General features: G+C 69.0%; 17 protein-coding genes. 12 read left to right on the forward strand and 5 right to left on the reverse strand.

Annotation, left to right across the window (positions count from 1 at the left end):
• The first annotated feature begins 5 nt into the window (after positions 1 to 5).
• Genes ACSFA2_RS02365 through ACSFA2_RS02380 form a run of 4 tightly spaced genes read left to right on the forward strand, consistent with a single transcriptional unit; the run spans position 6 to position 5,062 of the window.
• Positions 6 to 1,886, forward strand: coding sequence for a TRAP transporter large permease (locus ACSFA2_RS02365; RefSeq protein ID WP_435453700.1), 1,881 nt, complete (start codon positions 6 to 8; stop codon positions 1,884 to 1,886).
• 46 nt (positions 1,887 to 1,932) lie between these two features.
• Positions 1,933 to 2,475, forward strand: a complete 543-nt coding sequence (locus tag ACSFA2_RS02370) for a VOC family protein (RefSeq protein WP_435453701.1) — start codon at positions 1,933 to 1,935, stop codon at positions 2,473 to 2,475.
• A gap of 5 nt (positions 2,476 to 2,480) precedes the next feature.
• Complete coding sequence (locus ACSFA2_RS02375; RefSeq protein WP_435453702.1) at positions 2,481 to 3,749, forward strand: ribulose-bisphosphate carboxylase large subunit family protein; 1,269 nt, start codon at positions 2,481 to 2,483, stop codon at positions 3,747 to 3,749.
• Complete coding sequence (locus tag ACSFA2_RS02380; protein WP_435453703.1) at positions 3,746 to 5,062, forward strand: four-carbon acid sugar kinase family protein; 1,317 nt, start codon at positions 3,746 to 3,748, stop codon at positions 5,060 to 5,062. Before ACSFA2_RS02375 ends, ACSFA2_RS02380 begins: the two co-directional genes overlap by 4 nt.
• A 36-nt stretch (positions 5,063 to 5,098) precedes the next feature.
• Here ACSFA2_RS02380 and ACSFA2_RS02385 read toward each other — a convergent pair whose 3' ends face one another.
• From ACSFA2_RS02385 to ACSFA2_RS02395, 3 genes are all read right to left on the reverse strand, one after another.
• Positions 5,099 to 5,416: an NIPSNAP family protein gene (locus ACSFA2_RS02385; protein ID WP_435453704.1), complete on the reverse strand. Its 318-nt coding sequence runs from the start codon at positions 5,414 to 5,416 to the stop codon at positions 5,099 to 5,101.
• A gap of 33 nt (positions 5,417 to 5,449) precedes the next feature.
• Positions 5,450 to 6,427, reverse strand: coding sequence for a Bug family tripartite tricarboxylate transporter substrate binding protein (locus tag ACSFA2_RS02390; RefSeq protein ID WP_435453705.1), 978 nt, complete (start codon positions 6,425 to 6,427; stop codon positions 5,450 to 5,452).
• A 117-nt stretch (positions 6,428 to 6,544) separates the two neighbouring features.
• Positions 6,545 to 7,423: a helix-turn-helix domain-containing protein gene (locus ACSFA2_RS02395; RefSeq protein WP_435453706.1), complete on the reverse strand. Its 879-nt coding sequence runs from the start codon at positions 7,421 to 7,423 to the stop codon at positions 6,545 to 6,547.
• A 222-nt stretch (positions 7,424 to 7,645) separates the two neighbouring features.
• On the opposite strand from ACSFA2_RS02395, the gene xdhA reads away from it, so the two are divergent.
• From xdhA to ACSFA2_RS02435, 8 genes are all read left to right on the forward strand, one after another.
• Complete coding sequence (gene xdhA, locus ACSFA2_RS02400; RefSeq protein WP_435453707.1) at positions 7,646 to 9,250, forward strand: xanthine dehydrogenase small subunit; 1,605 nt, start codon at positions 7,646 to 7,648, stop codon at positions 9,248 to 9,250.
• A gap of 1 nt (position 9,251) precedes the next feature.
• Complete coding sequence (gene xdhB / locus ACSFA2_RS02405; RefSeq protein ID WP_435453708.1) at positions 9,252 to 11,687, forward strand: xanthine dehydrogenase molybdopterin binding subunit; 2,436 nt, start codon at positions 9,252 to 9,254, stop codon at positions 11,685 to 11,687.
• Between the two features lie 165 nt (positions 11,688 to 11,852).
• Positions 11,853 to 12,809 carry a LysR family transcriptional regulator gene (locus ACSFA2_RS02410; RefSeq protein WP_435453709.1) on the forward strand — a complete coding sequence of 319 codons (957 nt, stop codon included), beginning with the start codon at positions 11,853 to 11,855 and terminating at the stop codon, positions 12,807 to 12,809.
• A 10-nt stretch (positions 12,810 to 12,819) separates the two neighbouring features.
• Entirely contained in the window at positions 12,820 to 14,352 is a 1,533-nt protein-coding gene (locus ACSFA2_RS02415) for an ABC transporter ATP-binding protein (protein ID WP_435453710.1), read from the forward strand.
• Positions 14,345 to 15,496, forward strand: coding sequence for an ABC transporter permease (locus ACSFA2_RS02420; RefSeq protein ID WP_435453711.1), 1,152 nt, complete (start codon positions 14,345 to 14,347; stop codon positions 15,494 to 15,496). Before ACSFA2_RS02415 ends, ACSFA2_RS02420 begins: the two co-directional genes overlap by 8 nt.
• Entirely contained in the window at positions 15,496 to 16,416 is a 921-nt protein-coding gene (locus tag ACSFA2_RS02425; protein WP_435453712.1) for an ABC transporter permease, read from the forward strand. The genes ACSFA2_RS02420 and ACSFA2_RS02425 overlap by 1 nt, the downstream gene beginning before the upstream one ends.
• 165 nt (positions 16,417 to 16,581) lie before the next feature.
• Positions 16,582 to 17,751 carry a BMP family ABC transporter substrate-binding protein gene (locus tag ACSFA2_RS02430; RefSeq protein ID WP_435453713.1) on the forward strand — a complete coding sequence of 390 codons (1,170 nt, stop codon included), beginning with the start codon at positions 16,582 to 16,584 and terminating at the stop codon, positions 17,749 to 17,751.
• A 116-nt stretch (positions 17,752 to 17,867) separates the two neighbouring features.
• A complete protein-coding gene (locus ACSFA2_RS02435) occupies positions 17,868 to 18,611 on the forward strand; it encodes an ABC transporter substrate-binding protein (RefSeq protein WP_435453714.1) in 744 nt (247 codons plus the stop codon).
• A gap of 52 nt (positions 18,612 to 18,663) precedes the next feature.
• On the opposite strand, the gene ACSFA2_RS02440 is transcribed toward ACSFA2_RS02435, so the two are convergent.
• Positions 18,664 to 20,115: a SulP family inorganic anion transporter gene (locus ACSFA2_RS02440; RefSeq protein WP_435453715.1), complete on the reverse strand. Its 1,452-nt coding sequence runs from the start codon at positions 20,113 to 20,115 to the stop codon at positions 18,664 to 18,666.
• A gap of 95 nt (positions 20,116 to 20,210) precedes the next feature.
• Positions 20,211 to 21,470, reverse strand: coding sequence for a phosphatase PAP2 family protein (locus ACSFA2_RS02445; protein ID WP_435453716.1), 1,260 nt, complete (start codon positions 21,468 to 21,470; stop codon positions 20,211 to 20,213).
• Positions 21,471 to 21,492 lie beyond the last annotated feature (22 nt).

Consider the following 21,492-nt stretch of genomic DNA (forward strand, 5'->3'; position numbering starts at 1 on the left):
CGCCGATGTCCATCGCCTCTGTTGTGGAACTCGGCGCCGCGCCGGCCAACCCGTTCACCGGCATCGCCGACCGCATCGACCGGCGCCTGGGCGCGGTGATCGAAGCCATCGCCGCTGCGCTGGTGGGGGTCGAGATCGTCGTGCTGTTCACCGGCGTGGTCGCGCGCTATGCCTTCCACGCGCCGCTCGTGTGGTCGGACGAGCTCGCCTCGATCTTCTTCCTGTGGCTGTCGATGCTCGGCGCCGTGGTGGCGCTGCGGCGCGGCGAGCACATGCGCATGACGGCGGTGGTCGGCAAGGTGAGCCCGTCGGCGCGCCGCATGCTCGAGGCGCTGGCCATCGCCGCGTCGCTCGCCTTCCTCGCGCTGGTGCTGTGGCCCGCTTACGAATACGCCGCCGACGAGGCCTTCATCGTCACGCCAGCGCTGGAGATCAGCAACGCCTGGCGCGCCGCGGCCATTCCGGTCGGCGTCGCGCTGATGATCGTCTTCGGCGCGCTTCGCCTGCTGCGCTTCTCGACCGCACGGGAGATCGCCGTCACGCTGGGCTTCGTCGCGCTGGTGGTCGCCGCGTTCTGGCTGGCGCGGCCGCTGTTCGCGTCGCTGGGCAAGCTCAATCTGGTCGTGTTCTTCCTGGTGATCGTCGCGGTGAACGTGTTCGCGGGCGTGCCGATCGCCTTCTCGTTCGCGCTGGCCACCTTCGGCTACCTGGCGCTGACCACCTCGACGCCGATGGTGGTGATGGTCGGCCGCATGGACGAGGGCATGTCGCACCTCATCATGCTGGCGGTACCGCTCTTCATCTTCCTGGGCGCGCTGATCGAGATGACCGGCATGGCCAAGGCCATGATCCAATTCTTGGCGAGCCTGCTGGGCCATGTGCGCGGCGGCCTGTCGTACGTGCTGGTCGGCGCGATGTACCTGGTCTCGGGCATCTCGGGCTCGAAGATCGCCGACATGGCGGCCATCGCGCCGGTGCTGTTCCCCGAGATGAAGAAGCGCGGCGCCAAGCCGGGCGACCTGGTGGCGCTGCTGTCGGCCACCGGCGCGCAGACCGAAACCATTCCACCGTCGATCGTGCTCATTACCATCGGCTCGGTCACGGGCGTGTCGATTGCGGCGCTGTTCACCGGCGGCATGGTGCCGGCGCTGGTGCTCGGCCTGTGCCTGTGCAGCGTGGTGTGGTGGCGCTACCGCAAGGAAGACCTGAGCGCCGTCGCCCGCTACTCGCGCGCGCAGATCGGCCGTTTCTTCATCGTCGCGCTGCCGGCGGTGGCGTTGCCCTTCGTCATCCGCGCGGCGGTGGTCGAAGGCGTGGCGACGGCCACCGAGGTGTCGACCATCGGCATCGTGTATTCCGCGCTGGCGGGGCTGCTCATCTACCGCCAGTTCGACTGGCGACGGCTCAAGCCGATGCTGGTCGAGACGGCCTCGCTCTCGGGCGCCATCATGTTCATCGTCGGCTGTGCCACGGCCATGGCCTGGGGCCTCACGCAGTCAGGCTTCTCGACCGATCTGGCGCGCTGGATGGCGGCCATTCCGGGCGGCTCGTACGGCTTCCTCGCCATTTCGATCCTCGCCTTCATCGTGCTGGGTTGCGTGCTCGAAGGTATCCCGGCCATCGTGCTGTTCGGGCCGCTGCTGTTCCCCATCGCCCAGGCCGCCGGCGTGCACCCGGTGCACTACGCGATGGTCGTGATCTTCGCGATGGGCATCGGCCTGTTCGCACCGCCCATCGGCGTCGGCTACTACGGCGCCTGCGCGGTCGCCAAGGTCGACCCGAACGAAGGCATGAAATACATCGGCGGCTACATGCTGGCCCTGCTGGTCGGCCTGGTGCTGGTGGCCGCCGTGCCCTGGTTCTCGACCGGCTTCCTGGCGAAGTAGTCATCGCCGCATTCCCCTCCACCGCACTCACACACGGAAAACCACAATGAGCCGCCATTTCGGAGAGATCCGCCAGCTGGGCTATGTCGTGCACGACATCGAAGCCGCCATGGACTACTGGAGCAAGACGCTGGGCGTCGGCCCCTGGTACTACAACCCCAAGGTGCCGATCGTGAACTACCAATACGACGGCCAGTCGTACGAGCCGCACAACTCGGTGGCGCTCGCCAACTCGGGCTTCGTGCAGGTCGAGCTGATCCAGACGCGCAACGACGTGCCCTCGATGTACCGCGATTTCCTGCAGGCCGGCCGCACCGGGCTGCAGCATGTCGCCTACTGGACGCAGGCGTACGACGCCGACGTCGAGCGCCTGCTCGCGCAGGGCTTCAAGCCCAAGATGAGCGGCGAGGTCGGCGCACGCGGGCGCTTCATCTACTTCGACACCGAGTACCACCCGGGCACGGTGATCGAGCTGTCGGAAGTCGCCGGCCCCAAGGGCAAGATGTTCGACCTGATCCGCGAGACCTCCAAGACCTGGGACGGCACCACCGACCCGGTGCGCCCCTTCCCCGATCTCTCGAAGCTGTGAGTGCGATGGCCACCGAACGCATCCGCGCCAGCTACCTGATCGAGACGCCCGAGCCGCCGGAGAAGGTGGCCGAGGTGATGGCCGGCGAGCAGTCGTGCGGCACTTTCACGCGCGTCGAGGGCGAGACCGATGCGCTGCGGGCGCGGGCCCGCGCGACGGTCGAGTCGATCGTCGAACTCGAGTCCGTGACGGCGCCGAGCCTGCCCAACGCGCTGCTCGAGCGCAAGGGCACGCAAGGTCCGTGGCGGCGCGCGCGCGTCGAGATCTCTTTTCCGGTTGCCAACATCGGTGCCAACCTGCCGACGCTGGCGGCCACGGTGGCGGGCAACCTCTACGACCTGGGCGAGGTCAGTGGCCTGCGGCTGGAAACGGTGCATGTGCCCGCGGCCTACCGCGCGCGTTTCGACATGCCGCGCGTCGGCATCGCCGGCACGCGCCGCGCCACCGGCGTGGCGAGCGGCGCGCTGGTCGGCACCATCATCAAGCCGAACGTGGGCTTCTCGGCCGCCGAGACGGCGGAGCTGGTCGGCCGCCTGTGCGCGGCGGGCGTCGACTTCATCAAGGACGACGAGGTCTGCGCCGACCCCGACCACGCACCGCTGGCCGAGCGCGTACCGGCCGTGATGGCGGTGGTGCGTGCGCACCAGGCGCGCACCGGCAAGCACGTGATGGTGGCCTTCAACATCACCGACGAAACCGATGCGATGTGCCACCACGCCGACCTGGTCGAGCGCGAGGGCGGTTCCTGCGTCATGGCCAGCCTCAACTGGTGCGGCCATTCCGCCATCCAGACGCTGCGCCGCCACACGCCGCTGGCGCTGCACGGCCACCGCAACGGCTTCGGCGCGCTGTCGCGCCACCCGTTGCTGGGCATCTCCTTCCAGGCCTACCAGACGCTGTGGCGGCTGGCCGGCGTCGACCACATGCACGTGCACGGCCTGCAGGGCAAGTTCTCGCAGCCCGACGAGGAAGTGATCGCGTCGGCGCAGGACTGCTTCACGCCGTTGGCCGAGGGCATCGACGACCGCGTGATGCCGGCCTTCTCGTCCGGCCAGTGGGCCGGCACCGTGCCGCCGACCTGGGCGGCCATCGGCAGCGACGACCTGCTCTTCATGTCGGGCGGCGGCATCCTCGCGCACCCGCAGGGGCCGGCCGCGGGCGTGGCCAGCATCCGCCAGGCCTGGGCCGCGGCGCGCGCCGGCACGCCGCTGGACGAGGCGGCGAAGGGTGCGCCCGAACTCGCCGCCGCACTGGCCTTCTTCGGCAAGCGATGAGCCCGCCGACGCGCTTGCCGCCGGCCATCGTCTACTACGGCGACGACTTCACCGGCGCGACCGACACGCTGGCGACTGCGGCGCGCGCGGGCCTGCGCACGCTGCTCTTCCTGCAGGTGCCGACGCTGGCGCAGATCGCCGCGGCCGGGCTGCTCGACTGCCTGGGCATCGCCGGCGCCGCGCGCTCGATGGCGCCCGACGAGATGCGGGCCGAACTCGCGCCCGTGGCCGCGCTGTTCCTGCGCCTCGGCGCGCGCGTGCTGCACTACAAGACCTGCTCGACCTTCGACAGCGCGCCCGCGGTGGGCAGCATCGGCGTCGCCATCGACACGCTGCGGCCGGCGGTCGACACGCCCTGGACTGCCATTGTCGGCGGCCAGCCGGACCTGGAGCGCTACTGCCTGTTCGGCAACCTCTTTGCCGCGGCGGGCAGCGGCGGCGAGGTGCACCGCATCGACCGCCACCCGACGATGCGCCGGCACCCGGTCACGCCGATGCACGAGGCCGATCTGCGCCTGCACTTGGCCGCGCAGGGCTTGGCCGATGTGCGGTCGTTGCCGTACCCGGCGTACGCGAAGGGCGCGACGTTACTGCACGATGCCTTCGAATCGCTGGTGGCGGCGGCGCCCGACGCGCTGCTGTTCGATGTCGCGGAGAGCGCGCACCTGCAAGCCATCGGTGGCCTGCTCGGTCCGCAGGCGGAAGCGAGGTCGTTGCTGGCGGTCGGCCCGAGCAGCGTGGTGCAGGCTTTCGCCTCGCGCTTTGCGGGCGCGCCGCCCGCACCCGAGACCGTGGCCGCCGCCCGCGGGCCCGTGCTGGCGCTGGCGGGCAGCCTGTCGCCGGTCACGGCGCGGCAGGTGGCCGCGGCACGGTCCTTCGAGACGGTGTGGCTCGACCCGCAGCGGCTGGTGATCGATGCACGCGCGCGTACCGAGGCGATCGGCCTCGTCTCCGCCCTGCTGGCGCAGGGCCGTCACGTGCTCGCCTGCACCGTGCGCCCGGGCGCGGCGCCCGCGTCGGACACCGGCGTGTCGGCACGTGCGCTCGCGCGGGCCGGCGGCGAGCTGCTGACGGGCGTGTTGGCGGCCGTGCCGTTGTCGCGCGTCGGTGTCGCCGGCGGCGACACCTCGAGCCATGCGGTGCAGGCGCTCGACGCCTGGGGCCTGTCGTACCGGGCGCCGCTGGCACCCGGCGTCGCGCTGTGCCGCCTGCACAGCGAATCGCCGGGCCTCGACGGCCTGGAGATCGCGCTCAAGGGCGGGCAGATGGGCGGTGAGGACTTCTTCGAGCGGCTGGTGCACGGCAACGCCTGAGCCGACGTTGCCATTGGCGGACCTGCGCTCGGGGTCTCAGGGCTTGAAGAAGGCCGTCGGCACCATCAGCCGGGTCTCCTGCGACACCAGGTAGGCCGCTTCGGCGCTCTTGTCGAGGTAGCCGGCCCAGGCCGGGTCGCGCTGCATGGCGGCGCGCTTGGCCGCGCGGTCGGATGCGTCGGCGAACACCCAGATGTGCGTGTAGCTGTTGACGTTGCCGGTCTCGGTCTGCAGGTAGGCCAGCGGCTCGCCGAGGTGGCGGCGCTGCGTGTCGTAGCCGTGCTCGGCGTAGAGGGCCAGGTGGCGCTTGAGGGTGCCGGGGCGGCAGGTGTACGTGCGGACGTCGTAGAGCATGGTTTCCTTGGGGGCAAAAGCAGGGGATTGAATTCAGTCGGCGGTGGCGCCGGAGCGTTCGACCAGCGAGCCCCATCGCGTGACTTCCTGCGCGACGAAGGGCTGGAAGGCTTCGTGGCGGTCGCCGATCGGGTCGGCGCCCAGCTCCTTGAGGCGGGCCTGCACCGCAGGGTCGGCCACGGCCTGGGCAATGGAGGCCGACAGCTTGGCCACGATCGGTGCCGGCGTACCGGCCGGCGCGAAGAGGCCGAACCACGAGCGCGTGTCCATCTGCGGGTACCCGGCTTCCGCGAAGGTCGGCACGTTGGGCAGGTTGGGGCGCCGTGCCTTGCCGGTCACGGCCAGCGGGCGCAGCTTGCCGGCCTGCACCTGCGACAGCACTTCGGGCAGGTTGGCGAACATCGCCTGCACCTGGCCGCCGATCAGGTCGGTCTGGGCCACCGCGCCACCCTTGTACGGCACGTGCAGCATGCGGGCGCCGACGATGGTGTTGAACTGCTCGCCGGCCAGGTGCGACGCGGTGCCGGTGCCGCCGGAGGCGAAGTTGAGCTTGTCGCCTTGCGACTTGGCCAGGGCCGCGAACTCGGCGGCGTTGCGCGCCGATACGCCGGGGTTGACCACCAGCACCAGCGGCACCGAGGCCAGGTTCGAGAGCGCAGTGAAGTCCTTGGTCAGGCTGTAGTCGAGCTTCTTGTAGAGCGTGGCGTTGATGGCGTGGCTCGAGGTCGCCATCAGGATCGTGTAGCCGTCGGGTGCGGCACGTGCCACCGCCACCGCGCCGATGTTGCCGTTGGCGCCGGCCTTGTTGTCGACGACGACCGGCTGGCCCAGCTGGTCGGCCACCTTCTGGCCCACCACACGCGCGATCACGTCGGTGGCGCCGCCGGCGGCGAAGGGCACGATGATCTTGATCGGCCGCGACGGGAAGTCGGCGGGGGCTTGGGCGTGGGCCGTGGCCAGCGCGCAGGCGGCCAGCGCCGCGAGGGCCGAGGCCCGCAGCAAGGTGTTCATTTTTTTGTCTCCTGGATGTTGTCGCTGAGGATGCGTCAACTCTAGGCAGGCTCGTCCGTCGGGTGGTAGGACGATTGGGAGCGTGCGTGGTACTTTTTTACCGCCCCGACTAGGGGCTTACCCTGGCCCTGCGTAGCGCTTCTTGAATTCGCCCGGCGTCAGCGCCGTGTGCTTCTTGAAGAAGCGGCCGAAGTAGGCATGGTCCTCGAAGCGCAGGTGGAAGGCGATCTCGGCGACGCCCATGTCGGTGTTGCTCAGCAGGCGTTTGGCTTCGAGCACGAGCCGCTCCTGCACCAGCAGCCCGGCCGTCTTGCCCAGCGTGCGCTTGACCGCATCGTTGAGCTGCCGTTCCGTGACGTGCAGGCGCTCGGCGTAGTCGCGCAACGGGCCGACGTCGAGGTAGTGCTGGTCGATCAGCAGCTTGAAGCGCTTGGTGAGCGAATGGCTCTGTGGCGATGCGCCCTCGCGCGTGGTTTCCGGGTACAGCCGGCGCAGCCGCGTCAGCAGCACCAGGAGGTAGGAGCGCACGATGTCCAGGCGCGCCTCGGCCCGGCCGAGCATTTCCTTTTCCATCTCGAGCAGCAGCGGCAGCAGCGCGTCGTGCTGCGCCTGTTCGAGGTAGAGCACCGGCGCGTCGGACGCGACATGGAAGAAGGGGTACTGCGCGATCTCGTCGGAGCGCGGGAACATCTGCACGAAGAATTCGGTGCTGAAGTTGATGACGAAGCCCTTGGGCTGCACCGTGGAGGCCCAGGCGTGCAACTGGCCGGGCGAGACGAAGAACACCGCGTTGGCGCGCGCCTCGAAGCTCTCGAAATCCAGCAGGTGGGTGCCGGCCGCTTCGCTCATCCACAGCAGGTGGTAGTAGTTGTGGCGGTGCGGAAAGCCGCGTGGGATGTCGGGCCGGTCTTCCAGCCGCACCAGGTCGAAATAGAACGCCCCTTCCTCACCGCTGAAGTCGGAGCTGTCGAAGATCGGGAAGTCGGGAGCGTTCACGGTGGCCGGAGAGCGAGAAAAGCCATTCTAGGAGGACGTTCCCGCCCGGCGAGGTGCCCGCATGGCGCGACAATTGCAGCGTCTCTGCCGGCCGCGGACGCGGATCTCGGCCGACGCATATAGGCACTATCGGCGCAGTGGTATGAATGCGGTCTGCCCAGCCCTTAAGTTCCAGTGTCGGCGGATGCCGCCCAACCAAAGAACGAGCCAGCCCCACCGAACATGAGCCTTTCCCCGATCACCTCTCCCATCCGCTTCTTCCACCAGGGCCGCACGGTCGAGGTGGCGGGCGTGCACCCCACGCGCTCGGTGCTCGACTGGCTGCGCGAGGACGCCCACTGCACCGGCACCAAGGAAGGGTGCAACGAGGGCGATTGCGGTGCGTGCACGGTGGTGGTCGGCGAACTGGCGGCCGAGGGCACGCCGGGCGCGGTCGGGGGCCTGACGCTGCAGACGGTCAATGCCTGCATCCAGTTCCTGCCGACGCTGCACGGCAAGGCGCTCTTCACGGTGGAAGACCTCAAGAGCGGCCTGCTCAACGACGGCGGCAAGGCGCACGACGCGCGCCGCCACGACAAGCATCCGGTGCAGTGCCTGCACCCGGTCCAGCAGGCGATGGTCGACTGCCATGGTTCGCAGTGCGGCTTCTGCACCCCCGGCTTCGTGATGTCGCTGTGGTCCAGCTACGAGCACCACCGTGCGGCCGGCAGCGTGCCCACGCGCCAGCAGCTGGCCGACGACCTGTCGGGCAACCTGTGCCGCTGCACCGGCTACCGGCCGATCCTCGATGCGGGCCAGCGCATGTTCGACCTGCCGCCGATGCAGCTCGATACGCAGCCCGTGGTGCAGGCGCTGACGCAGCTGCAGCGCGAGGGCGGCTTCGACTACGCGGCGGCCCGCGACGGCCGTACCGACCATTTCCATGCGCCGAAGACACTCGACGACCTCGCCGCGCTGCGCGAGCGGAAGCCCCAGGCCCGCCTGCTGGCCGGCTCGACCGACATCGGTCTGTGGGTCAACAAGCAGTTCCGCGACGTCGGCGACCTGATCTACATCGGCGACGTGGCCGAACTGAAGACGGTCGAGGCGCGCGGCGACACGTTGCACATCGGCGCCGGCGCCTCGCTCGAAGACGCCTGGCGCGCCCTGGCGCAGCGCGTGCCCGCGCTCACCGACGTGTGGCTGCGCTTCGCGTCGCCGCCGATCCGCCATGCCGGCACCATGGGCGGCAACGTGGCCAACGGCTCGCCCATCGGTGACGCGCCGCCGGTGCTGATGGCGCTCGATGCGCAGATCGTGCTGCGGCGCGGGGCGCAGGTGCGCCGCCTGCCGCTGACCGATTTTTACGTCGACTACATGAAGAACGAACTGGCGGCGGGCGAGTTCGTCCAGGCGCTGGAAGTGCCGCTGGCCGCGCTGCAGCGCCAGGTGCGGGCGTACAAGATCAGCAAGCGTTTCGACTGCGACATCTCGGCCCTGTGCGGCGGCTTCGCCCTGGCGCTCGACGGCGAGGTGGTGAAGGAAGTGCGACTGGCCTTCGGCGGCATGGCCGGCATCGTCAAGCGCGCGGCCAAGGCCGAGGCCGCGCTGGTCGGCCAGCCCTGGACGCAGGCATCGGTGAACGCTGCGAAGCAGGCGCTGGTCGACGACTTCCAGCCGCTGTCGGACATGCGCGCCTCAGCCGCGTACCGGCTGCAGGTGGCGCAGAACCTCATCCAGCGTTTGTGGCTCGAAACCCGCACGGCCGATGCGCTGCCGTCGGACGCCACCAGCGTGTGGAGCGTGATGCCGCACGACGTGCTGCCGGCGTCCATTGAAGGAGCCTGAGATGAACAAACCCATCGACGTCCAGCTTCTCCAGCCGACCGAACTCTTCGCCGACTACCAGGCCAACCTCGCCGCGCGCATCGACCGCGGCGCCGAGGCCAAGGCGCAGGACGGTGGCGCCCGCGTCGGCATCAGCCGGCCCCATGAATCGGCGGCGTTGCACGTGGCGGGCGAGGCCACCTACATCGACGACATCCCCGAGCTGCGCGGCACGCTGCATTGCGCGCTGGGCCTGTCGCCGGTGGCCAACGGCCGGCTGAAGGGCATGGACCTCGACGTGCTGCGCGCCCTGCCCGGCGTGGTGGCGGTGCTGTCGGCCGAGGACATCCCGGGCAGCAACGACTGCGGTTCGATCGTCCATGACGACCCGATCCTCTGCAGCGGCGAGATCCGCTACCTCGGCCAGCCGGTGTTCGCCGTCATCGCGCAGACCCGCGAGGTGGCCCGCCGCGTCGCGGCGCGCGCCAAGGATGTGCTGACGATCGAGGCCGCGCCGCCGGTGCTGACCCCGCAGGACGCGCATGCCAAGGGCCAGTACGTGATGCCGCCGATGCACCTGCTGCGCAGCGCGAGCGCGCCCGACGGCGACGAGCAGGCGGCGGTGCGCGCCGCCATCGCCGCCGCGCCGCACCGCCTGAAGGACACGCTGGAGGTCGGCGGCCAGGAGCAGTTCTACCTGGAAGGCCAGATCAGCTACGCCATCCCGAAGGAGGGCGGCGGCATGCATGTGCACTGCTCGACCCAGCACCCGACCGAGATGCAGCACCTGGTGTCGCACGCGTTGCACCTCAACGCCAACGAGGTGCATGTCGAATGCCGGCGCATGGGGGGCGGGTTCGGCGGCAAGGAATCGCAGTCGGGCCTGTTCGCCTGCGTGGCGGCCGTGGCCGCGAACAAGCTCAAGCGCCCGGTCAAGCTGCGGCTGGACCGCGACGACGACTTCCTGATCACCGGCCGGCGCCACTGCTTCTGGTACGACTACGAGGTCGGCTACGACGACGAAGGTCGCCTGCTCGGCGCCGAGATCACGATGGTGTCGCGCGCCGGCCATTCGGCCGACCTGTCGGGGCCGGTGATGACCCGCGCGCTGTGCCACTTCGACAACGCCTACTGGCTGCCCGAGGTGTCGATGCACGGCTACTCGGGCAAGACCCACACGCAGAGCAACACGGCCTTCCGAGGCTTCGGCGGGCCGCAGGGCGCGATCGCGGTGGAGAACATCCTCGACACGGTGGCGCGCCGGCTGGGGCGCGACCCGCTCGAGGTGCGGCGCATCAACTTCTACGGCAAGAACGAGCGCAACGTCACACCCTACGCGCAGGTGGTGACCGACAACATCGTGCACGAGCTGGTCGGTGAACTCGAGGCCAGCAGCGACTACAAAGCGCGCCGCGACGCCATCGCGACCTACAACGCCCAGAGCCCGGTGCTCAAGCGCGGCATCGCCCTGGCGCCGCTGAAGTTCGGCATCTCCTTCAACGTGCCGCACTTCAACCAGGCGGGCGCGCTGGTGCATGTCTACAACGACGGTTCGGTGCTGGTGAACCACGGCGGCACCGAGATGGGCCAGGGCCTGAACACCAAGGTCGCCCAAGTGGTGGCGCATGAACTCGGTGTGAGCTTCGAATGCGTGCGGGCCACGGCCACCGACACGACCAAGGTCGCGAACACCTCGGCCACGGCCGCGTCGACCGGCGCCGACCTGAACGGCAAGGCCGCGCAGGATGCCGCCCGCCGCATCCGCGAGCGCCTTGCGGCCTGCGCTGCCGCGCGCCATGGCGGCGATGCGGCCGACGTGCGCTTCGCCAACGACAAGGTCGAAGTGGCAGGCCGCACCCTGAGCTTCGCCACGGTGGTGGGCGAGGCTTACCTCGACCGCGTGCAGCTGTGGTCCGACGGCTTCTATTCGACGCCTGGGCTCAGCTGGGACCGCGACACCCTCAAGGGCCGTCCGTTCTATTACTACGCCTATGGTGCGGCGGTGAGCGAGGTCGTCGTCGACACGCTCACCGGCGAATGGAAGCTGCTGCGCGCCGACATCCTTCACGACGCCGGCAAGTCGTTGAACCCGGCCATCGACATCGGGCAGGTCGAAGGCGCCTTCATCCAGGGCATGGGCTGGCTCACCACCGAAGAGCTGGTGTGGCATCCGCAAAGCGGCAAGCTGACCACGCACGCGCCGAGCACGTACAAGATCCCGACGGCCAACGACTGTCCGCCGGTGTTCAACGTGAAGCTCTTCGAGGGACCGAACTTCGAGGACTCCATTCACCGCAGCAAGGCGGTCGGCGAGCCGCCCTTGCTGCTGCCGTTCTCGGTGTTCTTCGCGATCCGCGACGCGGTGTCGGCGGTCGGTGGTCACCGGGTCGATCCACCGCTGCGCGCACCCGCGACCAGCGAAGCGATCCTGAACGCGATCACCGCGGTGCAGGCATAGGCAGCACTTAGACTTTGCTGGTGCCTGCCCACCCCGCCATGCTTCGCCTTGTTCCTCTTGTCGCGAGATGCCGCGGAACCGGCTTTGCCGGGCCGCTGGCATCGCCCCCGGTAGGGGGTTGGCGAAGCGACACGAAGTGCGCGAAGCCTGGGGGGGAGCCATTTCATGCGTGACCAAGCCCTCTTCGACAAGATCGATCTTCACCTCATCCGGGTTCTTCATACCGTGCTGACCGAACGCAGCGTCTCGCGCGCCGCCATCCGCCTGGGCATGTACCAGCCGGCGGTATCGTCGGCGCTCAAGCGGCTGCGTGAACTCTCAGGCGACCCGCTGCTGGTGCGCTCCGGCTCGGGCATGGTGCCGACCGACGCGGCGCTGCGGATGATCGAGCCCACCGCCAGCATCCTGCGCTCGGCCGAGGTGCTGTTCAGCGACGCGCGCGGCTTCGACCCGCAGACCGCCACCAACACCTTCCGCATTGCCGCCAGCGACTATCTCGACCCGCTCTTCCTGCCGATGTTCGTGACGCAGGTGAAGGCGCAGGCGCCGGGGTGCCGCATCGAGATCCATCCGCTGTCGCCCGATTCCAACTACCAGGCGCACCTGTCGCTCGGCCACATCGACCTGGTCATCGGCAACTGGCTCAAGCCGCCCGAAGAGTTGCACATGGCGCGGCTCTTCGGCGACGAGATCGTGTCGCTGGTGAGTGCCGACCACCCGGCGGTGCGCCGCGGCTGGGACGCCGATACCTGGCTGGCCGCCGAGCACATCGCGCCGACGCCGCTGCACCCGGGCGCGCGCGGCATCATCGACCAGATGCTCGACGCCCAGAGCCTGCAGCGCAACATCACGGTGCGCTGCGCGCATTTCGGCCTGATCCCGGACATGGTGGCATCGAGCCTGCTGGTGCTGACCACCGGCCGCCAGTACTGCGAGCGCTTCACCGACCGGCTGCCGGTGAAGGTGCTGCCGTGTCCCGTCGACTTTCCGCGCCTCATGTACTACCAGCTGTGGCACGAGCGCACCCATGCGTCGAGTTCGGCGCGCTGGCTGCGTGACCGCATCAAGTCGGTGGCGGCGTCGCTGCGCACGCCGGCCGGTGCCGCCCAGGACATCCACTGAGATCGATCGAATGACAATCCCACGACTCCAACTCGCGCACATCACCAAGCGCTACCCGGCGGTGGTGGCGAACAGCGACGTGTCGCTGATCGTCCAGCCGGGCGAAACGCATGCCGTGCTCGGCGAGAACGGCGCCGGCAAGTCGACGCTGATGAAGATCATCTACGGCTCGGTCAAGCCCGACGAGGGCAGCGTGATGTTCAACGGCCAGGCGGTGAACGTGCGCAACCCGCAGGAGGCGCGCGCACTGGGCATCAGCATGGTGTTCCAGCACTTCAGCCTGTTCGACACGCTGACCGTGGCCGAGAACGTCTGGCTCGGGCTCGACAAGAGCCTGGCGTTGGCCGAGGTCACGCGGCGCATCACGGCCAAGGCGAGCGAGTACGGGCTCGACATCGATCCCTCGCGCCCGGTGCACACGTTGTCGGTCGGCGAGATGCAGCGGGTGGAGATCATCCGCGCGCTGCTCACCGACCCGCAACTGCTGATCCTCGACGAGCCGACCTCGGTGCTGACGCCGCAGGCGGTCACCAAGCTCTTCGTGGTGCTGAAGAAGCTGGCGTCGGAAGGCTGCAGCATCCTCTACATCAGCCACAAGCTGCACGAGATCCGCGAACTGTGCACCGCCTGCACCGTGCTGCGCGGCGGCAAGGTCACGGGCGTGTGCAACCCGCAGAACGAGACCAACGAATCGCTGTCGCGCCTGATGATCGGGGCCGAGCCGCCGCCGCTCCAGCACCGCGAACTGAAGGCGGGCGCCGTCGCGCTGCGCGTCAAGGCGCTGACGCTGGCGCGCGAAGACCAGTTCGGCGTGGACCTCGACGCGGTGTCGCTCGACGTGCGCGCCGGCGAGGTCGTCGGCATCGCCGGCGTCTCGGGCAATGGCCAGAAGGAACTGCTCTATGCGCTGTCGGGCGAAGACACGCGCGCCGAGCCCGCGATGATCGAGGTCTTCGGCCAGGCGGCGGCGCGCTTTCGCCCGCGCAAGCGCCGCGCGCTGGGCGTGCACTTCGTGCCGGAAGAGCGGCTGGGCCGCGGCGCGGTGCCGACGCTCGGGCTGGCGCACAACATGCTGCTGACGCGCAGCAACGCGGTCGGCGCCGGCGGCTGGATCCGCACCGGGCAGCTCGCCCAGCATGCGGGCGAGATCATCCGCCGCTTCAACGTGAAGGCCGGCGGGCCGCAGTCGGCGGCGCGTTCGTTGTCGGGCGGCAACCTGCAGAAGTTCATCGTCGGCCGCGAGATCGATGCCAACCCCAAGCTCTTCATCGTCTCGCAGCCGACCTGGGGCGTGGACGTGGGTGCGGCGGCGCTCATCCGCAACGAGATCCTCGCGCTGCGCGATGCCGGATGCGCGGTGCTGGTGGTGAGCGAGGAGCTCGACGAGCTGTTCGAGATCAGCGACCGGCTGTACGTGATCGCCAAGGGGCGCCTGTCGCCCTCGGTCGACCGCGCCGCCGCGACCGTGCCGCAGATCGGCGAATGGATGAGCGGGCTGTGGGATGCACCGAGCACTGCGGCCAAGGAGATGGCCCATGCTTAAGCTTGAACCCCGCCCGCAGCTGTCGCGCTTCTGGAGCTACGGCTCGCCGATCCTCGCGCTGGTCATCACGGTGCTGATCGGCGTCGCGCTGTTCGCGCTGCTCGGCAAGGACCCGGTCAAGGGCTTGCTGGTCTTCTTCTGGGAGCCGATCAAGAGCGGCTACGCGCTCGGCGAACTGATGGTCAAGGCCACGCCGCTGCTCATCATCGCGCTCGGCCTGGCGGTGTGCTTCCGCTCCAATGTGTGGAACATCGGCGCCGAAGGGCAGTTCGTGATGGGCGCCATCGCGGCCGGCGGTGTCGCGCTGCTGGCCGACAAGGGCACCGGGCCGTGGATCGTGCTGCCCATCCTGATGGCCGGCATCCTCGGCGGCATGGTGTGGGCGGGGATCGTCGCCTTCCTGCGGGACACCTTCAACGCCAACGAGATTCTCGTGAGCCTGATGCTGGTGTACGTCGCGACGCTGCTGCTGGGCTACCTGGTGTTCGGGCCGTGGAAGGACCCGATGGGCTACAACTTTCCGCAGACCAAGAACTTCGACGCGGTCACGCAGATCCCGCGGCTCATGAAGGGTTCGCGGGTGAGCATCGGCCTGGTCATCGCGCTGGTGGGGGCGGGCGTGCTGTGGATCTTCCTGTTCCGCACGCGGGCTGGTTTCGCACAGCAGGTCGGCGGCCTCGCGCCGGCGGCCGCGCGTTATGCGGGCTTCTCGTCGCGGCGCGCGGTGTGGATCGCGCTGCTCACCTCGGGCGGCGCGGCCGGCCTGGCGGGCGCGCTCGAAGTGGCCGGCCCCATCGGCCAGCTCACGCCCTATGTGCCGGCCGGCTACGGCTTCGCGGCCATCATCGTGGCCTTCGTCGGTCGCCTGCATCCGGTGGGCATGATCTTCTCGGCCATCCTGATGAGCATGTTCTACATCGGCGGCGAACTCGCGCAGTCGCGCCTGGGCCTGCCCAAGTCGCTGACCGGCGTGTTCCAGGGGCTGCTGCTGTTCTCGCTGCTGGCCTGCGACACGCTGATCGCCTACCGCATCCGCCGCAAGACCGCCGCCAAGGCCGTGTCCGCCGTGGCGAGCACGTCGTCGCTGCAGGCCAGCACGCCGTTGACTGCGCCGGCAACGCGCACCTCCGAGGGGACCGTCTGATGGACTCGTACGCATTGCTCATCGGTTCGGCGCTCAGCGCCGGCACGGTGCTCGCCATCGCCGCGCTCGGCCTGCTCATCAACGAGAAGGCCGGCATCGTCAACCTCGGTGCCGAGGGCATGATGCTGTGCGCCGCCATCGCCGGCTTCGCGACGGTGGTGGTCACCCGCAACCCCTGGCTCGGCTTCCTGGCCGGCATGGCGGCCGGTGCCGTGCTGGCGGCCATCTTTGGCGTGCTGGTGATCTGGCTGAACACCAACCAGTACGCGACCGGGCTGGCGCTCAGCCTCTTCGGCGTGGGCTTCTCGGCCTTCGTCGGCATCAACTTCGTGCAGGCCAAGCTGCCCGAGAGCGTGTCGTACGCGATCCCGGTGCTGGCCGACATTCCGCTTGTCGGCCCGGCCTTCTTCCGGCATCACCCGATGGTGTATTTCGCGGTCGCGCTGACCATCGGCCTCATCTGGTTCCTGTACCGCACGAGGGCCGGCCTGGTGCTGCGCTCGGTGGGCGAGTCGCCCGAATCCGCGCATGCGCTGGGCTACCCGGTGCGTCGCATCCGCTTCATGGCGGTGGTGGCGGGCGGTGCGCTGTGCGGCCTGTCGGGCGCCTACCTGTCGACGGTCTACACGCCACTGTGGGTCGAAGGCATGGTGGCCGGCCGCGGCTGGATCGCGCTGGCATTGACCACCTTCGCCACCTGGCGGCCGGTGCGCGTGCTGCTGGGCGCCTACCTGTTCGGCGGCGTGTCGATGCTGGGCTTCCATCTGCAGAGCACCGGCGTCGACGTGCCCAGCCAGTTCCTGAGCATGCTGCAGTACATCGCGCCGATCGTGGTGCTGGCCTTGATCTCGCGCAACCCCGCGTTCATCCGCATCAACATGCCGGCGTCCATTGGAAAACCCTTTTACCCCGGCTCATAATAAGTCCACCCCGAATCGGCTCACTTCGTGTAGCCGAGCCCCCCTCAAGGGGCAACACCAGCGGCCCGGCAAAGCCGGTTCCGCGGTGTTCGCGCTTCGGCTGCGCCGGTATCGACCACCGCCATCGCTCTTGATTTTTCCGCCAACCTATCGAGGATCTCGACAATGAATGATTTGAACAAGCGCTCCCTGCTCAAGCTGGCTGCCCTCACGGCCGTCGCCTCCGCCGCCCTCATCGGCTGCGGCAAGAAGGAAGAGGCGGCGGCACCTGCTGCAGCGCCTGCCCCCGCACCGGCTGCCGCTGCGGCGCCCGCGCCGGCCGCACCGCTGAACATCGCATTCGCCTACGTCGGCCCGGTGGGCGACGGTGGCTGGTCCTTCGCGCACGACAATGGCCGCAAGGCACTCGAGAAGGAATTCGGCGACAAGGTCAAGACCACCTTCGTCGAAAGCGTGCCCGAATCGGCCGACGCCGAGCGCGTGTTCCGCGACCTGGTTCAGCAAGGCAACAAGCTGGTCTTCGGCACCACCTTCGGCTACATGGAGCCGATGCTCAAGGTCGCCGTGGACAACAAGGAGATCAAGTTCGAGCACGCCACCGGCTACAAAACGGCCGAGAACCTGCGCACCTACGACAGCCGCACCTACGAAGGCGCGTACATGGCCGGCATCATCGCGGGCTCGATGACCAAGTCGAACACGCTGGGTGTCGTCGGCTCGGTGCCGATCCCCGAAGTGCTGCGCAACATCAACAGCTTCACGCTGGGTGCGCAGTCGGTCAATCCGAAGATCACGACCAAGGTGGTGTGGGTGAACGAATGGTTCAGCCCGCCGAAGGAAACCGAAGCGGCCACCGCGCTGATCAACGGCGGCGCCGACGTGCTGTTCCAGAACACCGACTCGCCGGCCGTGCTCAAGACGGCACAAGAGAAGGGCAAGCGCGCCTTCGGCTGGGATTCGGACATGACGGCCTACGGCCCGAAGGCCCACCTGGCCTCGGCCGTCATCAACTGGGGCCCGTACTACATCAAGGCCACCAAGGACGCGCTCGAGGGCAAATGGGCGACCGGCTCGAGCTGGTGGGGCGTGAAGGAAGGCGCCATCGACATCGTGTCGATCGCCGACGACGTGCCGGCCGACATCAAGACCAAGGTCGAGACCGTCAAGGCCGGCCTGAAGGACGGCTCGTATTCCATCTGGAAGGGCCCGATCGTCGGTCAGGACGGCAAGGAGCTGATCGCTGCCGGCGCCGTGGCCGACGACAAGTTCCTCTCGGGCGTGAACTTCTACGTCAAGGGCGTCGAAGGCAAGGTGCCGGGCGGCGACAAGAAGTAAGGCGCACCGCGCTCCCAGAAACCGCCTTCGGGCGGTTTTTTGGTTTTGGCTTCGGTCCACTAAGCTGCGCAAGCCGAGACGATCGCTGCATTCTCACCACCTGACCAGGAACCGCCATGACCCTCGACCCTGCTGTTCTCCATGCCTTGGCACCGCACGGTGTGCTGCGCGCCTCCATCAACCTGGGCAACCCGATCCTGGCGAACACGGACAAGACGTCGGGCGCGCCGGGCGGCGTCTCGGTCGATCTGGCCCGCGCCTTCGCCGAGCGGCTGGGTGTCGGCCTCGAGCTGGTCGTGTTCGACACGGCAGGCCAATCGGTCGAGGCGGTCGCCGAAGAAAAGGCGGACATCGGCTTCTTCGCGATCGACCCGGTCCGAGGCGCGCAGATCGCCTTCACGCAGGCCTATGTGCTTATCGAAGGCAGCTACCTGGTGCGTGACGACTCGCCCCTGAAGGCCAACGAAGAGGTCGACCGCGCGGGCCATCGCATCGCGGTCGGCAAGGGCAGCGCCTACGACCTGTACCTCACGCGTGAACTGAAGCACGCGCAGATCGTGCGGGCGCCGAGTTCGCCCACCGTGGTGCAGACCTTTCTCGAACAGGCGCTCGACGTGGCCGCCGGCGTCAGGCAGCAACTCGAAGCCGATGCGCAGAAGCACGCGGGCCTGCGGTTGCTGCCGGGTCGCTTCATGGTGATCCAGCAGGCGATGGGGCTGCCGAAGTCACGGGGCAGCGAGGCGGCCGTCGCGCTTTGCGCCTTCGTGGAAGACATGAAGGCCACGGGTTTCGTCGCGGACGCACTCGCGCGGCATGGCATCCAGGGGGCTTCGGTGGCGCCCGGCGAATCGCCGGCTTGAGCAGGGGCCGAGCTGCTGTGGCTCGCGCTGTCGGCGCGCGCCGGACGCCCCGCTATTTCTGCAGGCCCAGCCGATCGACCAGCACCGCGCTCGCGTCGTTGAGCCCGATCACCTCGACCGTGCTTCCGTGCTTCTGCAGCCGCTGCACCACCTTGTCGAGCGCCGCGACGGCGGTCACGTCCCAGAGGTGCGCCCGCGTCAGGTCGATGCGCACGGGGCGGTTCTCGGTGTCGAGGGTGTCGAAGGCGTCGACGAACACATCGGCCGATGCGAAAAATACCTGGCCGGCCACGCGGTAGATCCGCATGCCGGTGGCCAGGTCGTCTTCCGCATGCACGGCGAGCAGGCGCGACACCTTGAAGGTGAAGAACACGCCGCTGAGCATCACGCCGATGGCCACGCCGGCGGCCAGGTTGTCGGTCGCGACAGTGACCGCGACCGTGGCCAGCATCACGGCGCTCGACAGGCGGGGATGGCGCACCACGCTGCGCAGCGACCCCCAGTCGAAAGTCGAGGCCGACACCATCACCATGATCGCGACCAGCGCGGCCACGGGCACCTGCGACACCCAGGGCTTGAGCAGCACCATCAGGATCAGCAGGAAGACGCCGGCGAACAACGTCGACAACCGGCCGCGGCCGCCGTAGCGCACGTTGCTCACCGTCTGGCCGATCATTCCGCAGCCGGCGATGCCGCCGAACAGGCTGGCCGCGATGTTGGCCAGCCCCAGGCCGCTGCATTCGCGGTTCTTCGCGCTGGGCGTGTCGGTGAGTTCGTCGACCACGCTGGCGGTCATCATCGATTCGAGCAGGCCGACCATCGCGATCGCCAGCGCCGGCAGGGCGATGAGGCGCAGGGTGTCGAGGGTGAAGGGCACGTCCAGCCACGCGAACACCGGCAGGGCGTCGGGCAGCGTGCCGAGATCGGCCACGGTCTTCAGCGGCAGACCGAACCACGACGCGATCACCGTCAGCACCACGATGCAGACGAGCGGCGAGGGCACCGCCGACGTGATGCGCGGCAGCCCGTAGATGATCGCGAGACCCAGCGCCAGCATGCTCCAGGTGGCGCCGTTCGCGCCGACCAGGTGCGGCATCTGCGCCGCGAAGATCAGGATGGCCAATGCGTTGACGAAGCCGGTGCGCACCGACGACGAGACGAAGCGCATCAGCACACCCAGCCGCAGCAGGCCGAACAGCACCTGCACCAGCCCCGCCAGCACGCCGGCTGCCAGCAGGTAGGGCAGGCCATGCGCATGTACCAGCGGCGCGGCCACCAGCGCGACCGAGCCGGCCGCCGCCGAGATCATGGCCGGCCGGCCGCCGGTGAAGGCGATCACGAGGCTGATCACGAAGGACGCGAACAGCCCGACCGACGGGTCCACACCCGCCACGAACGAGAAGGCGATGACTTCGGGGATGAGCGCGAAGGTGGCGACGGCGCCGGCCATCAGCTCGCGAGGAATGCTCGGCGCCCATTCGGCGCGAAGGCGGGTCAGTGCCATGGGGGAAAACGTCGAAGAAGCGTCCGCCCGGCGTGGGCGAACGTGTGGGGAGCGGCGGAAGGGGAGCCGCCCGGGCGGACGGCGCAGCGCCGATGTTAGGCGAGTCGGGTCGCGCGCCGATCGAGGCCGTCGGCATGGCGGCGGAACCAGGTCGGGTACCGGCCCACCTGCAACTGCAGCAGGCCGAGCACCGCCAGCACCGGCAGGGCAAGTTCGAGCACCTCTTCCATGCTCAGCATCAGGTAGCGCAGGGTCGCCGGCACGGAGGGCAAGACGTTGCCCTCGGCGAGCATGGCTTGCAGATGGTCGAGCGATCCGGCTGTCAGCAGGGCGACGCCGAAGGCCACCACCGTTCGCGCCGCGGGGCGCCAGCGCCGCCGCAGCAGCGCGCTTCGCCAAACGCCCCACAGCCGCCGGGCCAGCCAGATGGCCGCCACGCCGATGGTGCCCAGCGCGGCGAGGACCACCAGGACCTGCGGCAGCATCCCGCCGCTGTAGGCGCGCGTCTTCAGGATGCCGAAGTCGAAAAGCGCCACGTGCAGATGGGCCTCGCGCGCCGCCAGGGCGAGCAGCACGATGCTCAATGCGCCCGCGTCGCGCCACGACCAGGCCGGCGGCCGCATCTTCAGCACCAGCAGCGCGGCGATGACATAGAGCGCGAGCGTGCCGTTCTCGACCGCGCCGCCTTCCAGGAGAAGGCCGGGCCCGATCGTCAAGGGCATGTTTAAGCCGACGCCCACCGCGACAACGGCGAAGCCGCCCAGCAGCCAGAGGCCGAGGCCGGGGCCCGCCAGCACCTGGGTGAGCCGGGTGAGCTGCGGTTCGGCGCGTGCACGCAAGCGGTCCACGCCGGCGATGGCTGCGTGCGCGGCGCCGGCGAAGCAGGCTCCAAGCAGCGCGCCCGCGGCCACGTCGACCGGGAAATGCACCCCGACGTAGACGCGGGCCCAGGCTGTCGCAACCGCCATGGCGAGCACCGCGAGACCGATCGCGCGCAGCCGCAGGTCGGCGATGAGCATGAAGGCGACGGTGAACATCACCGATGCGTGGGTGCTGGGCAGGCCGGCGCGTGCGCCGTGCGAAATGTGCTCGGGGCTGAGCCCCAGCATGAATGGACGTGGCGCATCGATGGCGGTGGCCAGTTCGCGCGATACCAGCGATGCAAGCGCTGCGACGATGAACACCAGCGCGATGCGTGCGCGCACGGCCGGCTGCATCCATACGGCTGCCAGGATGAGCGCGGCGCACAGCCAGGTCGAGCCTTCCGCCAGCAGCGATGCAACACGCAGCACCAGGCCGTCGGGTTGGTGGCCGCCGGCGATGAGGTCGAACAGCTTCAGGTTCCAGGTGTTCATGGGTGTCGTGATTCTCGCTGCC

Source organism: Variovorax cryoconiti (assembly GCF_051216395.1).
GTDB lineage: Bacteria > Pseudomonadota > Gammaproteobacteria > Burkholderiales > Burkholderiaceae_C > Variovorax.

Coding starts and splice junctions, on each gene's coding strand:
- ACSFA2_RS02365 (WP_435453700.1), top strand. CDS start 6: ATGTCCATCGCCTCTGTTGTGGAACTCGGCGCCGCGCCGGCCAACCCG.
- ACSFA2_RS02370 (WP_435453701.1), top strand. CDS start 1,933: ATGAGCCGCCATTTCGGAGAGATCCGCCAGCTGGGCTATGTCGTGCAC.
- ACSFA2_RS02375 (WP_435453702.1), top strand. CDS start 2,481: ATGGCCACCGAACGCATCCGCGCCAGCTACCTGATCGAGACGCCCGAG.
- ACSFA2_RS02380 (WP_435453703.1), top strand. CDS start 3,746: ATGAGCCCGCCGACGCGCTTGCCGCCGGCCATCGTCTACTACGGCGAC.
- ACSFA2_RS02385 (WP_435453704.1), bottom strand. CDS start 5,416: ATGCTCTACGACGTCCGCACGTACACCTGCCGCCCCGGCACCCTCAAG.
- ACSFA2_RS02390 (WP_435453705.1), bottom strand. CDS start 6,427: ATGAACACCTTGCTGCGGGCCTCGGCCCTCGCGGCGCTGGCCGCCTGC.
- xdhA (WP_435453707.1), top strand. CDS start 7,646: ATGAGCCTTTCCCCGATCACCTCTCCCATCCGCTTCTTCCACCAGGGC.
- xdhB (WP_435453708.1), top strand. CDS start 9,252: ATGAACAAACCCATCGACGTCCAGCTTCTCCAGCCGACCGAACTCTTC.
- ACSFA2_RS02410 (WP_435453709.1), top strand. CDS start 11,853: ATGCGTGACCAAGCCCTCTTCGACAAGATCGATCTTCACCTCATCCGG.
- ACSFA2_RS02415 (WP_435453710.1), top strand. CDS start 12,820: ATGACAATCCCACGACTCCAACTCGCGCACATCACCAAGCGCTACCCG.
- ACSFA2_RS02420 (WP_435453711.1), top strand. CDS start 14,345: ATGCTTAAGCTTGAACCCCGCCCGCAGCTGTCGCGCTTCTGGAGCTAC.
- ACSFA2_RS02425 (WP_435453712.1), top strand. CDS start 15,496: ATGGACTCGTACGCATTGCTCATCGGTTCGGCGCTCAGCGCCGGCACG.
- ACSFA2_RS02430 (WP_435453713.1), top strand. CDS start 16,582: ATGAATGATTTGAACAAGCGCTCCCTGCTCAAGCTGGCTGCCCTCACG.
- ACSFA2_RS02435 (WP_435453714.1), top strand. CDS start 17,868: ATGACCCTCGACCCTGCTGTTCTCCATGCCTTGGCACCGCACGGTGTG.
- ACSFA2_RS02440 (WP_435453715.1), bottom strand. CDS start 20,115: ATGGCACTGACCCGCCTTCGCGCCGAATGGGCGCCGAGCATTCCTCGC.
- ACSFA2_RS02445 (WP_435453716.1), bottom strand. CDS start 21,470: ATGAACACCTGGAACCTGAAGCTGTTCGACCTCATCGCCGGCGGCCAC.